General features: G+C 38.4%; 12 protein-coding genes and 1 other annotated feature. All 12 genes read left to right on the top strand.

Annotation, left to right across the window (positions count from 1 at the left end; all coding sequences use genetic code 11):
* The first annotated feature begins 56 nt into the window (after positions 1-56).
* Positions 57-1,775, top strand: coding sequence for a septation ring formation regulator EzrA (gene ezrA, locus KH893_RS02910; RefSeq protein ID WP_281164677.1), 1,719 nt, complete (start codon positions 57-59; stop codon positions 1,773-1,775).
* 184 nt (positions 1,776-1,959) lie between these two features.
* The gene (locus KH893_RS02905; RefSeq protein WP_281164676.1) at positions 1,960-3,108 is read left to right on the top strand and encodes a cysteine desulfurase family protein; all 1,149 of its coding nucleotides are present in this window, start codon (positions 1,960-1,962) and stop codon (positions 3,106-3,108) included.
* A 10-nt stretch (positions 3,109-3,118) separates the two neighbouring features.
* The gene (gene thiI / locus KH893_RS02900; RefSeq protein WP_281164675.1) at positions 3,119-4,336 is read left to right on the top strand and encodes a tRNA uracil 4-sulfurtransferase ThiI; all 1,218 of its coding nucleotides are present in this window, start codon (positions 3,119-3,121) and stop codon (positions 4,334-4,336) included.
* 40 nt (positions 4,337-4,376) lie between these two features.
* Positions 4,377-4,583 (top strand) — a binding site (T-box leader).
* A gap of 58 nt (positions 4,584-4,641) precedes the next feature.
* On the top strand, positions 4,642-7,302 hold the full coding sequence (locus KH893_RS02895) for a valine--tRNA ligase (RefSeq protein ID WP_281164674.1): 2,661 nt from the start codon (positions 4,642-4,644) through the stop codon (positions 7,300-7,302).
* A 184-nt stretch (positions 7,303-7,486) separates the two neighbouring features.
* Positions 7,487-8,800 (top strand): bifunctional folylpolyglutamate synthase/dihydrofolate synthase, encoded by a 1,314-nt coding sequence (locus KH893_RS02890; protein ID WP_281164673.1) that lies wholly within the window; start codon positions 7,487-7,489, stop codon positions 8,798-8,800.
* 16 nt (positions 8,801-8,816) lie between these two features.
* A complete protein-coding gene (locus tag KH893_RS02885) occupies positions 8,817-9,470 on the top strand; it encodes an HAD family hydrolase (RefSeq protein WP_281164672.1) in 654 nt (217 codons plus the stop codon).
* 54 nt (positions 9,471-9,524) lie between these two features.
* A complete protein-coding gene (gene radC, locus KH893_RS02880; RefSeq protein WP_281164671.1) occupies positions 9,525-10,193 on the top strand; it encodes a RadC family protein in 669 nt (222 codons plus the stop codon).
* A 114-nt stretch (positions 10,194-10,307) separates the two neighbouring features.
* Entirely contained in the window at positions 10,308-10,529 is a 222-nt protein-coding gene (locus KH893_RS02875) for a cold-shock protein (protein WP_281164670.1), read from the top strand.
* A gap of 156 nt (positions 10,530-10,685) precedes the next feature.
* Entirely contained in the window at positions 10,686-11,690 is a 1,005-nt protein-coding gene (locus KH893_RS02870) for a rod shape-determining protein (protein ID WP_281164669.1), read from the top strand.
* Between the two features lie 91 nt (positions 11,691-11,781).
* Positions 11,782-12,630, top strand: a complete 849-nt coding sequence (mreC, locus tag KH893_RS02865) for a rod shape-determining protein MreC (protein WP_281164668.1) — start codon at positions 11,782-11,784, stop codon at positions 12,628-12,630.
* Between the two features lie 12 nt (positions 12,631-12,642).
* On the top strand, positions 12,643-13,170 hold the full coding sequence (gene mreD / locus KH893_RS02860; RefSeq protein ID WP_281164667.1) for a rod shape-determining protein MreD: 528 nt from the start codon (positions 12,643-12,645) through the stop codon (positions 13,168-13,170).
* A 2-nt stretch (positions 13,171-13,172) separates the two neighbouring features.
* Complete coding sequence (locus KH893_RS02855; protein WP_281164666.1) at positions 13,173-13,844, top strand: septum site-determining protein MinC; 672 nt, start codon at positions 13,173-13,175, stop codon at positions 13,842-13,844.
* The last annotated feature ends 1 nt before the right edge of the window (position 13,845 follow it).

The following is a 13,845-nucleotide window of genomic DNA, read 5'->3' as shown; positions in this document are numbered from 1 at the left end:
TTGGCGTGATAAATCAAGCAATTGATAAATAAGGGTTTTATAGGAGTGTGGATCGGATGATAATACCGATTTTAAGTGTAATTGTGGTTGTGGCAGTGATTGGATACGCTACTTTTTTCTATTTGCAACATAAATACCTTCAAGAAATTTCAAAGCAGCAAGCACAGATCAGTTCATTCATTGAGTCATCTCTCAACGATGAACTTGCAAATATGAAAGAGATCCATTTATCCGGCCAAACTCGTCAGCAATTTGAAGAGACCCGTCAAAGTTATCTTTACTCGATCAATCATCGTTTACCAGAAATTTCAGAAAGATTACTGGAATTACAGGATGCTTGCAAACAGTATCATTTTATGCAAGTTTATCGTGAATTAAAATTGATTGCAGCTAAAATGCAGGCGGCAGCAAAATTAGAAAATAAGACACGGTCTGAAATTACAAGACTAAAGAGAAGCAATCAGCTTCATCGTCAAAAGCTGCATGAGCTCGAACAACGATATCAAGCTTTGCGAAAAAAACTATTAGCTAAAAATTTTTCTTATGGTCCGAGTATTGATAAACTAGAAGAAAGTCTAGGAAATTTGGAAAATACCTTTGATCAATATGCTAATTTTGCTCAAAAAGGAGATTACATTCAGGCTGATCAAATTTTGAACCATTTAGAGAAAAACACCGCTATTTTGGATGAACAATTAAAACAAATACCTAAGTTGTACCGGAGTCAAAAAAATGTTTATCCTGACCAATTAGCGGAAATCTTGAGCGGTTTTCAACAGTTGATGGCCAAAAAATATGGTTTTAAGGAAGATTTAGCGGCTGAGGTTAAAAAAATTCAAGCTCAAATTGGAGAAAATTTGGTTGACTTAAAAAATTTGCAGGTTTCGGTTGCAGCTAAACGCGATCAAGAAATTGTTGAAAAAATTGATCAATTATATGATCAATTAGAACAAGAACTCAAAGCCCGTCACCAAGTCGAAAACACGCGCCGACAGTTGGGACAGTTTGTTCGGCATGCTCGCCAGCAGCAGCATGAATTAATGATTGAACTCGATCGTTTGAGTCAAAACTATTCATTTAATCATCATGAAATGGAAGACGGACGGGAATTGGGTGTCAACCTTAAAAAAATTGAAAATGAATTTTCGGCAACTTCGAACCAAATTCGTGAAGGGGTGCCAATTTATTCAGAAGTTTTGTTGCAACAGCAGACGCAGGTCGATAGTTTGCAACAGATTGAGGAAAGACAGACAAAAATTAATCAAAGTATCCAAGGATTATGGCATGAAGAACAAGAAGCACGCCAAGCAGTTCAAGCGTTCGATCTTGAGATTCATCAGCTGCATCGGAAACTAGTCAAACAAAATTTACCGGGTTTACCTAAATCGTATCTTGATTTCTTCTTGGCCGTTAGTGATGAGATCGACCGCTTACTTAACGATTTAGATCAGGTCAAGATTGATTTGGATCAAATCAGTAAAAATTTGTTAGATATTCAAGCAGATCTTGACAAGTTAACCGAAAAAACTAATGATATTTCTGATAGTGCGGCTTTAGCTGAAGTATTGCTTCAGTATGCTAATCGCTATAAGAATCGTTATCCAGAAGTTGCTCAGGCTGCTAACCAAGCTGATCAGCTTTTTAAGCAAAAATTTGATTATGCAGCCAGTTTAGAAAAAATTGCAACTGCGGTCGATCAAGTTGAACCGGGCGCTTATAAAAAATTAGAAAACCAGTATTATGTGCAAAATCCGACTAAAGAAAGTTTAAATTAAAGACTTTAATTTAAAAATCAAGAAGCAGCGATCGGCTGTTTTTTTTTTGAGACTAAATTTATTAATGAAGACTTAATTCAAAATCATTTTTTTTTGACAATTTTTCATAGCTTTTTCCTAAAGCAGTTAATTGTGCTATATTAGATTGCAGTTGATTAGAATTAAAGGACGGTGGAATTTATAAATGATTTATTTTGATAACAGCGCAACAACTAAGATTTCAACAGCTGCTTTAGCAACTTATGATCAGGTTTCGCAACAGATTTGGGGTAATCCCTCGTCTTTACATGCACTTGGCGAAAAAGCTTTTGGATTGCTTGAACAGTCGCGCCAGCAAATTGCGAATTTGCTAGGAGTTGCAGCTGATGAGATCTTCTTTACTAGTGGTGGCACTGAAGGTGATAATTGGGTCGTTAAAGGGACAGCAATTGAAAAACATATTTATGGCAAACATATTATTACTTCGAGTATTGAACACCCAGCAATATTAAATTCAATGGCGCAATTAGAAAAGCTCGGCTTTGCAGTTACTTATTTGCCCGTTGATAAAACTGGTCATGTTGATCCGGCAGATGTCGCAGCAGCAATTCGACCAGATACGATCTTGGTTTCAATTATGGCAGTGAATAATGAAATTGGTTCAATTCAGCCCCATTTGGAAATTGCTAAGATCTTGCAAGCGTATCCGAAGATTCATTATCACATTGATGCTGTCCAAGGAATCGGCAAAGGAATTCAGCAACTGATTATGAATGATCGAGTTGATTTTGTGACTTTTTCTGGTCACAAGTTCCATGCTCCTCGTGGAATTGGTATCATGTATAAACGTCGTGGCCGCAAAATTGCATCACTAATGAGCGGCGGCGGTCAAGAAAAAAATCTTCGCAGTGGTACTGAAAATTTACCAGCAGTTGCAGCCATGGCCAAAGCCTTGCGCTTGCTGCTAAAAGATGAGGCTACTAAAGTTAAACAACAAGCAGCTATTAAGCAATATTTATATGAGCGCTTAATTAAATATCCGAAAGTTACGATGTTTACTCGAGTAGGTTCAGATTTTGCTCCGCATATTTTGTGTTTTACTATTGATGGGGTACGTGGAGAAACGATTGTTCATGCTTTTGAAGAACACGAGATCTATATTTCAACGACCAGTGCTTGCTCGTCGAAAAAACATGTAATCTCAGGAACTTTGAATGCAATGAAAATTCCAGAAAAAATTGCAACTTCCGCTGTTCGGGTTAGTCTCGATGAAAATAATACTTTGGAACAAGCCAAGCAATTCATGGAAATTTTCGATCAGCTTTACCAACGTTTTGCCAAAATCAATTCTTAGGGGGTACATTGTGGAATATACGGAAATCATGGTTCGTTATGGCGAACTATCGACCAAAGGAAAAAACCGTCGGAGTTTTATTGACCGTTTAGCTTATAATACGCGGTTAAGCTTGCATGATTTTCCAGCGGTTGTCGTCAAAGCTCATCGCGATCGGATGCACATTCAGTTGCATGAAACTGATGCCAAGCAAGTGATCGAGCGATTGCAAAAAGTTTTTGGAATTCAAAATTTTTCGCCTTCGATCAGGGTCGAACGTGATTTAAACGCCGTCAAAAAAACAGCGGTCGCGATGGTCAAAGAACAGTTTAAACCAGGAATGACTTTTAAAATCAATACTCGACGTTCAGATCATGATTTCTCACTTGATACAAATCAAATGAATGACCTCTTAGGCGGCGTGATTTTAGATAGTTTTCCAGGGATCAAAGTTAAAATGAAAGAGCCTGATTTGATTTTACGAGTTGAAATCAGGAAAAATGGGATCTTCCTTTCAAGTCAAAAGATTGATGGAGCTGGTGGTTTACCGGTTGGAACGGCCGGTAAGGGTTTATTAATGATTTCTGGTGGAATTGATTCGCCGGTTGCTGGTTATTTGGCTATGAAACGCGGTGTCGATTTAGAAATGATCCATTTTTTCAGTCCGCCATATACTAGTCAGCAAGCTTTGAACAAGGCAAAAGAATTGACGGCCAAGTTAGCTGTTTTTAGTGGTAGTATCAAGTTTATTGAGGTACCATTCACTGAAATCCAGGAAACAGTCAAACATGACGTTCCTGAAGGTTATCTAATGACCGTACAGCGGCGTTTTATGTTGCGTTTGGCAGCATTAGTTGCACAAAAACGTCAGGATCTGGCAATCTTTAATGGTGAATCGATTGGTCAAGTTGCTTCACAGACACTTGAAAGCATGGTTGCAATCAATGATGTAACCAATTTACCAATTTTGCGACCAGTTGTTTCCTTAGACAAAAATGAAATTATTGCTATTGCTCAAAAAATTGGCACTTTTGATCTATCAATCATGCCATTTGAAGACTGCTGTACAATTTTTGCTCCACCAGCACCTAAAACTAAGCCACGATTGGATCGGACGCGTCAGTATGAAAACCGGTTAGATGTTAATGGTTTGCTTGAGCGGGCTCTGGCAGGTGTTAAAATTAGTGAAATTAAAGTTGGCGAGACTTTTTTGACTAAAGAGGATCCAAGTTTCAGTCAATTGCTGTAAAATAGCTTGACGAGTTGGGCATTTCAAGCTATTATTACGATTAAAGGCAATGATCGAGAGTTTTGAATACTTTAGCTAGTCAGAGAAAAAACCGGATATAGTGTGAGGTTTTCTAGTTAGCATTTAAATGTAGCTCGTTAGCCGTCGGATTGAAGTCAGTAGGCCCGGCCGGAACTTGGTTTCGTTAACTTTTTAAGTGGAGTCAAAGACTCAATTTAGGTGGTACCACGGCTAAGTCGTCCTAGTTTTTAGGACGGCTTTTTTTGTACTCGAAATTGCTCAAAGAATTGAAGGGGGAAAATCAGATGACACGTCAAAGCAAAATGTCGACTAAATATGATCCTAAACAGGTTGAAACGGGTCGTTATCAAAGCTGGTTGGATGAAAAACTTTTTCGGCCAAGCGGTAATCAGCAAGCTAAACCTTATTCAGTGGTTATTCCACCGCCTAATGTTACTGGAAAGCTGCATTTGGGGCATGCCTGGGATACAACTTTGCAAGATATGATTATTCGGCAAAAAAGAATGCAGGGGTACGATACATTATGGCTGCCAGGAATGGATCATGCGGGGATCGCAACTCAGGCCAAAGTTGAAGCTCGCCTGGCCAAACAAGGAATTTCGCGTTATGATTTGGGTCGTGATAAATTTGTTGAGACCGTCTGGAAATGGAAAAATGAATATGCGGAGATTATTCATCAACAATGGGCCAAATTAGGCCTTTCTCTGGACTACGATCGTGAACGCTTTACCTTAGATGAAGGCTTGTCTCAAGCAGTTCGCCGGGTTTTTGTTAAGCTTTACAGGAAGGGTTTGATTTACCGGGGCGAATATATCATTAATTGGGATCCAAAAGCCCGGACTGCCTTATCAGATATTGAAGTTATTCATAAAGATGTCAAAGGTGCTTTTTATCATGTTAAATATCCATTTTTGGATCCAAAAGATACTTATCAGGGTGAACATTATATTGAAATTGCTACCACGCGTCCAGAAACAATGATGGGTGATGTGGCAGTTGCAGTCAATCCCAGTGATCAGCGCTACCAGTCGTTGGTTGGCAAGATGCTGGTTTTACCGTTGCAAGGTCGTCATATCCCAATTATCGCCGACGATTATGTTGATCCTGACTTTGGGACTGGGATGGTTAAGATTACACCAGCCCATGACCCTAATGATTTTGGGGTTGGCAATCGTCACAATTTAGAGCGGATCAATACGATGAACGAAGATGCTACAATGAATGAAAATGCTGGCAAGTATCAAGGACTTGATCGTTTTTCAGCGCGTAAGGCCATTGTCAGTGACTTAAAGGACGAGGGTTACTTATTACAAGTTGAACCGATTGTGCATAGTGTTGGACATTCAGAACGAACCGGTGTTCAAGTTGAAGCACGCCTGTCGACTCAGTGGTTTGTTAAAATGAAACCATTAGCAGCAGCAGCTTTAAAAAACCAGCAAACGGATGATCGAGTTGATTTTGTACCGTCACGTTTTGAAGGAACTTTCACTCAATGGATGGAAAATGTTCATGATTGGGTAATTTCGCGGCAACTCTGGTGGGGACACCAAATTCCAGCTTGGTATCATAAAAAAACTGGTGAAGTTTACGTTGGCGAAGAGGCACCCAAAGATCCTGAAAACTGGAAGCAAGATCCGGATGTTTTGGATACATGGTTCTCTAGTGCTTTATGGCCATTTTCCACGATGGGTTGGCCAGATGAAAACGCTGTTGATTTTAAGCGCTATTTTCCAACTGATACTTTAGTAACTGGTTATGATATTATCTTTTTCTGGGTTTCCCGGATGATTTTCCAAAGCTTGGAATTTACTGGTCGCCGTCCATTCCAGCATGTCTTGATCCATGGCTTGATTCGAGACGAACAGGGACGCAAAATGAGTAAATCACTTGGCAATGGAATTGATCCAATGGATGTCATTGATAAATACGGTGCTGATGCTTTGCGCTGGTTCTTATCTAATGGATCGGCACCTGGTCAAGATGTGCGTTTTAGTTATAAAAAAATGGATGCAGCTTGGAACTTTATTAATAAGATTTGGAATGCCAGCCGCTTTGTAATTATGAATTTAGCTGCGGATACAACGGCAGCTTTACCAGCTAAAGCTACTTGGAAGCTAGCTGACAAATGGATTATTAGTCGATTGAATCAGACGATTAGCGAAGTAACACGTTTGTTTGACGGCTTTGAATTTGGCGAAGCTGGCCGGACGCTTTATAATTTCATTTGGAATGATTTTTGTGATTGGTACATTGAAATGTCGAAACAGGATTTAAATGGCAGCAATCAAGCACTTAAGAATAAGACACAGCATATTTTGTGTTATGTACTTGATCAGACTTTACGCTTGTTGCATCCAATCATGCCGTTTGTCACTGAAAAAATTTGGTTGGCAATGCCGCATGTAGGTAAATCATTGGTAACGGCAGCTTATCCGGTAGCTCATCCAGAATATGCTGATCCAATTGCTGAAAAACAAATGCAAAATTTGATTGAGTTGATCAAAGCTGTCCGCAATAGTCGTGCAGAAGTCAATGCCCCATTATCCAGTGCAATTGAAATCTTGATTAAAACAACGTCCGCAGCAACCAAACGGATTTTTGAAGATAATCAAGATTATATCGATCGCTTCTGTCATCCCCGCAAATTAACCATTGCTCCAGATGTCAAAGCACCTAAATTGTCACTGACTTCGGTAATCACTGGCGCAGAAGTTTATTTACCATTGGCGGATTTGATTGATCTTAATGAAGAAATTAAGCGGATGCAAAAAGAAGCTGCTAAATTTGCCAGCGAAGTTGAGCGGGCCCAAAAGAAATTAGCCAACCAAAGTTTTGTCGCTAAGGCGCCGGAAAAAGTAGTTGCTGAACAAAAAGCTAAATTGATTGAGTATCAAGCTAAAGAGGCAGCAGCTAAACAACGAATCAAGGATTTGCAAGCTGGTTAGGAAGAAAATGGCTTAATAAAAAATCAGGTAGTTAATCAAATAAAAATATAAACAGGCAAGGGAAAAGTTAAACGTTCCTTTGCTTTTTTTTGAAAATAATTGTCGGAAAAAGTTGTCCAGACTTATTTTTTTTAATTACGGTTTAGGATAGAATGTAAGGAGAATCGATGAAAGGTGAGTTGAATTGCAAATCAAAAAAGTTACAACTTATCAAGAAGCTTTAAATTTCATTCATGGCCGGACGAAATTTAAAAAAAGTCCGCAACTGGACCGAATGCGTTTATTTACGGAAAAATTAGGCCATCCAGAAAAAAAATTTTGCTCGATCCATGTAACCGGGACCAATGGTAAAGGTTCAACGGTTGCATTTTTGCGAGAATTGTTTTTGAACCAGGGGCTACACGTTGGGACGTTTACTTCACCGTTTATAATTAAATTTAATGATCGAATCACTTTTGATGGGCAAATGATCAGTGACCAAGAGTTAGTTAAGTTGGTCAGAAAAGTTCAACCGGTCGTTGCTCAACTTGATGCTCAACTGGCAGCTAAAGAAGGCGGTCCAACTGAATTTGAAATTATAACGGCAATTATGTTTTTGTATTTTGCGGCCAAAAAGCCAGACATTGCCATCATTGAAGTCGGGATCGGTGGCAAGTTTGACTCAACTAATGTAATTGATCCGCTAGTTTCGGTGATTACGACAGTTGCCCATGATCACGCTAAATTATTAGGCAAAACGTTGACTGAAATTGCCAATCATAAAGCAGGAATCATTAAACCTAATCGTCCAGTCGTAGTTGGTGATCTACCAGCAGCTGCTTTAAAAGTTATTGAGCAAAAAGCCCAGCAGACTAAATCGACACTTTACCAATTAGGCAAGGATTTCAAACTCGCAACCTTCCCGTCGCAACAGTGGGGAGAAATAATCAACTATCAAGGCTTTGGTTATAAACTAACTAACTTGCAACTGTCCTTGCTTGGTAGTTTTCAACCAGCAAATGCTGCTTTAAGCCTCAGTGCTTTTTTGTTGATGGCCAAGCAATTGCAATTAAACTGGCGGATCAAGGAGATTAAAGCAGCCTTAGCGCAGACTAAATGGCCGGGCAGGTTTGAGTTGGTTAACCAACAGCCGTTGATCGTTTTGGATGGTGCTCACAATTTGGCGGCCTTTATCCAACTTAAACAAACCTTGCAGACCTATTTTAAGGAAAGAAAAATTTATGTGATTGTTTCAATTCTGGCTGACAAGCAGCCCAAGCCAATGCTGGCAGAGTTATTAAAGATTGCAAACGTTGAAATCATTGGAACTAACTTTGCTGCACCGCGCAAGATTGCCGATTTGCAATCAATTACTGCTGTCAATGAACGAACAAGTTTTCGGGATGATTGGCGGGTGGCTTTAGTTAAAACAATCAGGCAAATGTCAAGTGACGATCTATTATTAATTTGTGGATCGTTGTATTTTATCTCTGAGGTCCGTCATTATTTTGCAGACTAGAAAGGAAACAAGCAAAATGAAATTGAAATTAGTAATTTTTGATATGGATGGCTTAGTTTTTGATTCGGAAAAAGTTTATTTTAAAAGTAATCAGTTAGCTGCTAAAGAATTAGGGATGGATTTCTCGTTTGCTTATTACCGGCAATATATTGGTTCAGGAACTAAAAGGATGATCGATAAAATGTCTCAAGATTATGGCAGCCGTCAATTAATTGAGAAATTTATTGAATTAAGTCATCAGAATGTTTTTAAAATGGTTAAACAAAATGGACTGCCGCTTAAAAAGGGATTTCATGAGTTATCACAATATTTGCAAAACCAAGGGATTATGCAGGTCCTAGCTTCTAGCAATGACCGCAAAGCAATTGAGTTTTTTCTGCACAGTTCTAATTTGGATGATAATTTTTCACAGCTAATTTCAGGAGAAGATGTGAAAAACTCTAAGCCAGCGCCGGACATTTTTCAAAAAGCTTGGGAAACGGCTGGTTCACCGGCTCGGAAGCAAGTTTTGGTGCTTGAAGATTCTGTCAATGGAATTAAAGCAGCCCATCATGCGCAGTTACCGGCAATTATGGTGCCAGATCTGCTTCGGCCAACTAATGAAACCCAAAAGATAGCTCGTGCTATTTTACCGGATTTATCAGCAGTTTGTGCTTATATTAAAGGTTAAAGTGATTTCTCCCGTTAAAATTTTGCGTATTTAAACTTTAAAGGGGGATTTTTAATGAATGAAACAACATCGGTATCAAAAATTTTGCATAAGGCTAAAACCTTTTCACCAGCAGTTTTAACGGATCGAGAGCTTCTATGCTTAACGTTAAATAAAATTTTGAACTTGTCCGTTTCTTTACAGCAGCTTAATGAAATATGCGATAAGTCATTTGATTTGCGCCAGTTGAAATATTTTTCTGAGCATGAGTGGAGCTTGCTTTTTAAAGATCAAACCATTACTTGGAAAGGTAAAGTTTTGTGTGAACTGGCTAATCGTATTGAAAAACGGCCTAAATTTACCTTAGGCCGGGTCACTAGCAGTCAGCACTTAGGCCAACAATTGATTGAAGAATTGGGGATGCTTCAACAGGAAGTCCTATTGGCTTTGGCCTTAGATACGAAAAATCAAGTTCTAGGAAGAAAAATTATTTTTCGCGGGACTTTAGACGTTGCTACCGTCCATCCCCGCGAAATCTTTAACTTTGCTTTACGTTATTCCGCTGCTCGTTTAATAATTGTCCATAATCATCCAAGTGGTGATCCAATGCCATCAACTAATGATTTGAATTTAACGAATCGATTAAAAAAATGTGGTGAACTTATGGGAATCCATCTTTTAGATCATCTAATTGTTGGTTCGCTTACGTACTTGAGTTTTCAAGAAGAACACTTATTAGATTAAGCAATTGGGTTAACTTGATCTTAGATTAGTTTTTTTCCTTTCGTCGGATAACTTGTGAGAGTAATGGCAGTATGTTAGACTTTTAATAGTACCTGTGAATGGGGATGAAAAATTATGCTGACAGGCAAGGTTAATTCTTTTGATCAAGCAAAGGGCTATGGCTTTATTACTCCTGATGATGATCCAACGGCTTCAATTTTTGTTCACTTTTCGGCGATTCAAACTGCTGGATTTAAAACTTTACAGCCAGGTCAAGAAGTGAAATTTTTGATAGCGGCTGGGAAAAATGGTCAGCAAGCGGTTAGCGTTTCAGTTGATGATTTAAATAATGTTTAAGAATAATTTTTTTTGTTTACATTGAAAATAAATCAGGTATTTTAAGAGTAGAGTTAATTTGTCTGAACGCTGTTGAAAAAGGTATGATATAATTAACTTATTGTGATTAATGCCCATATTAAATAAAAAAGGCAATTTGTGAAGGGATGAAAAATAGTGTTCGGATTTGGAACTAAGAACATTGGAATTGACTTAGGAACAGCCAATACAATCGTCTATGCTGAAGGAAAAGGAATTGTATTAAGAGAACCTTCAGTTGTAGCGAAAAATACTAAAACGGGTGAAATTGTTTCAGTTGGATCAGAAGCGCGTGCAATGATTGGCAGAACACCTGCTAGTATTGTTGCAATTCGGCCGATGAAAGATGGCGTAATTGCAGATTATGATACAACTGTCGCAATGATGAAATATTATATTGATAAGGCACTGGGTCATCGTGCTGGCAAACCATATGTAATGGTCTGTGTCCCAAGCGGAGTTACAGAAGTTGAAAAAAGGGCTGTAGTTGATGCAACACGAGTAGCTGGAGCACGTGATGCTTATGTAATTGAAGAACCATTTGCGGCTGCGATTGGTGCTGGCTTGCCTGTAATGGATCCAACTGGCAGTATGGTGGTCGATATTGGTGGTGGCACAACTGATGTGGCTACGATTTCGTTAGGTGGGATCGTTTCGAGCCGGTCAATCAGAATGGCTGGTGACAAGTTGGACGAGTCAATTGCTTCATATGTTCGTCAACACTTTAATTTATTGATTGGTGAAAGAACAGCTGAACAATTAAAGATTGACGCAGCTTCAGCTTCAATTAGCAAAGCAACGGAAATTGATAAACAAACGATTCGTGGTCGTGATTTAGTGACAGGTTTACCTAAAACAATTGAAATTGATGCGGTCGATGTTGCCAAGGCAATTCAAGAGGTTATTCAAGAGATTATCAGTGCAATTAAAGAAACCTTAGAGGAGACTTCTCCAGAAATTGCTGCTGACGTTATTGATCATGGCATTGTTTTAACTGGTGGAGGTGCTCAATTAAGACATTTACCGGAAGTTATTTCTGATGCTACCAAAGTTCCAGTCTTTATTGCATCTGAGCCATTAGATTGTGTAGCAGTTGGGACAGGAGAGTCTTTGAAGAGCATCAATGTTATGAAGAAAAAATAATGTCGGTATTTGCTGGCAGGATTAATTGGGAGGTTGGGGTTCGTCACCAGCCTCTTAATTTTTGATGCGTTTTCATCAGATGGAGGAGATTATGCAAAGGTTTTTTTTCAACAAACGATTAATAATCATTTTAGTTACAATTATCATTGGTTTTACGTTGATTGCTTTTTCAATTGTTGTCAGAAATAATCGATCAACTCCGACAGTTATCCAACAAGTGGGAAATAGTGCAGTTAATTTAGTTGACCGAGTAGTTGGTACGCCAGTCAATGGATTAAAAGATGCTGGTGATTCAGTGTCTGATTTGTTGAATACTTATCGTGAAAATCAAACTTTAAAAAAGAAAGTCGATAGTTTGGCTACTCATGAAGTCCAAAATCAAGTTTTAAAACGTGAAAACAAGAAGTTAAAGCGTGAATTAAATTTAAAAAATAGTTTAACTGATTTTAAACTGATAACAGCTTCAGTAACTGCTAGGAGCCCATCATCTTGGCAAAACCAAATTATCATTAGTAAAGGTTCATCAGCAGGAATCAAAAAGAATCAGGCAGTAGTGTCACAATATGGTTTGATTGGCAGGGTCACTGAAGTTAATACTTCAACTAGTAAGGTTGAATTAATTAGTAACAATAACAGCAGTGCTGATCAGTTTGCCACCCAAGTCTTGGCAAAATCAGGTTCGGTCAATGGCTTGATTACTAGCTATAGTAAAAAAACTAATTTGTTAACAATGGGACAGATTAAATCACAAAGAAAAATCAGCAAAGGTGACAAGGTGGTAACTTCTGGATTAGGTGGCAATTCCCCCGAAGGCTTGTTAGTTGGCAAAGTTGTTAAAGTCAAAAAAGACGAATATGGTTTATCTTCAACAGTCTTGATCAAACCGGCAGCGGATCTATCTGATTTACAAATCGTATCTGTTGCAAAAAGAATTGATTAGAGGGTGACAAGTATGAGAATCTCAAAAATGCGGTACTTTTTTCCGCTTGGATTATTACTGGCACTTCTACTTGACGGGATTTTCAGCAATTTATTTGCCGCTGAGTTTTTTCGTCCGAACTCAATGATTGAAAGCCGTTTATTCGTTGTTTGGCTGGTAATGGCGCTTTGCTTTGGTGAAATTGATCATCCATATTTATGGGCGGTAATTGCTGGGTTGATTTTTGATGTTTATTATACTGGAATCATTGGACCGATGTTCATGCTCTTGCCGCTGATTGTTTATTTGACAAATCTGATGTATCGTTTTTTCACCCCGTCCTTTATTGTGGTATTATTAATATGTTTAATCGATATCACAGTTATTACAACGTTGTTTTATGGAATTTTTTCAGCTATTTCCTATACCAGCGTTTCATTATCTGGATTTATTGGTGAAACGCTAGGACCAACTTTAGCTTATAACTTAGCAGCGTTAGTGATCCTATATTGGCCGTTAAAAAGATTCTTTGAAGACTTTTCTGGGAATAGGAGTGTCTGATAATGCAGAATGTGTTGTTAAAAGGGCATAATGATGGGTATGAAATCACTTTAAAAACAACTAGCAGCTTTGAAAACATTCTAAAAGAATTGCAGGGAATTTTTGCTGAGCTAAAAAACGGGCAGTTGGCAGCAGCTGACCAGCCAGTTTCATTTGATATTTTAACCGGTGATCGTCTATTAAGTACTGCTGAGAAAAAGGCGATTGAAGCGATTATCGAAAAGTATCCACTTTTTTCAATTCATAGGTTTGCAGCTAATGTTGTTTCTAAGCTTGAGGCTTATGAAATGGTCAACAAAAAAAGCTTGCATCTCGATGGTAGTATTATTCGCAATGGTCAAACAAAAGTGATTATAGGTGATGTTTTATTTATTGGTGATCTTCATCAAGGCGGAATCTTGCAGGCAAGTGGTAGTGTTTTTTTAATGGGAAAAAGTGCTGGAATCATTCATGCCGGTTTCCCTAATAATCCAGAAGCAATTATTGCAGGAGACTTCCATCAGTCGCAGCAAATTAGGATTTCAGATGCTATTGCAATTATTTCACAAGAAAAATTAGTTGCTGATCAAGAAACAGTGGCCTATGTTAATGACCTGCATGTTTTGGATTATACGAAGCGGTCACAAATTAAGCAAATCAGACCCAAGCTGTTTTCAAAATTGGGGGGACAATAAC

This window comes from Liquorilactobacillus sicerae (assembly GCF_029916425.1).
Classification (GTDB): domain Bacteria; phylum Bacillota; class Bacilli; order Lactobacillales; family Lactobacillaceae; genus Liquorilactobacillus; species Liquorilactobacillus sicerae.
The sequence above is the reverse complement of the archived record's forward strand: the minus strand, read 5'-3'. Positions and strand labels throughout refer to the sequence as shown.

Bases quoted from the DNA above. Each gene is read 5' to 3' on its own strand.
- KH893_RS02895 (WP_281164674.1), top strand. From the start codon at position 4,642: ATGACACGTCAAAGCAAAATGTCGACTAAATATGATCCTAAACAGGTT.
- KH893_RS02875 (WP_281164670.1), top strand. From the start codon at position 10,308: ATGCTGACAGGCAAGGTTAATTCTTTTGATCAAGCAAAGGGCTATGGC.
- KH893_RS02905 (WP_281164676.1), top strand. From the start codon at position 1,960: ATGATTTATTTTGATAACAGCGCAACAACTAAGATTTCAACAGCTGCT.
- KH893_RS02885 (WP_281164672.1), top strand. From the start codon at position 8,817: ATGAAATTGAAATTAGTAATTTTTGATATGGATGGCTTAGTTTTTGAT.
- ezrA (WP_281164677.1), top strand. From the start codon at position 57: ATGATAATACCGATTTTAAGTGTAATTGTGGTTGTGGCAGTGATTGGA.
- mreD (WP_281164667.1), top strand. From the start codon at position 12,643: ATGAGAATCTCAAAAATGCGGTACTTTTTTCCGCTTGGATTATTACTG.
- mreC (WP_281164668.1), top strand. From the start codon at position 11,782: ATGCAAAGGTTTTTTTTCAACAAACGATTAATAATCATTTTAGTTACA.
- KH893_RS02855 (WP_281164666.1), top strand. From the start codon at position 13,173: ATGCAGAATGTGTTGTTAAAAGGGCATAATGATGGGTATGAAATCACT.
- radC (WP_281164671.1), top strand. From the start codon at position 9,525: ATGAATGAAACAACATCGGTATCAAAAATTTTGCATAAGGCTAAAACC.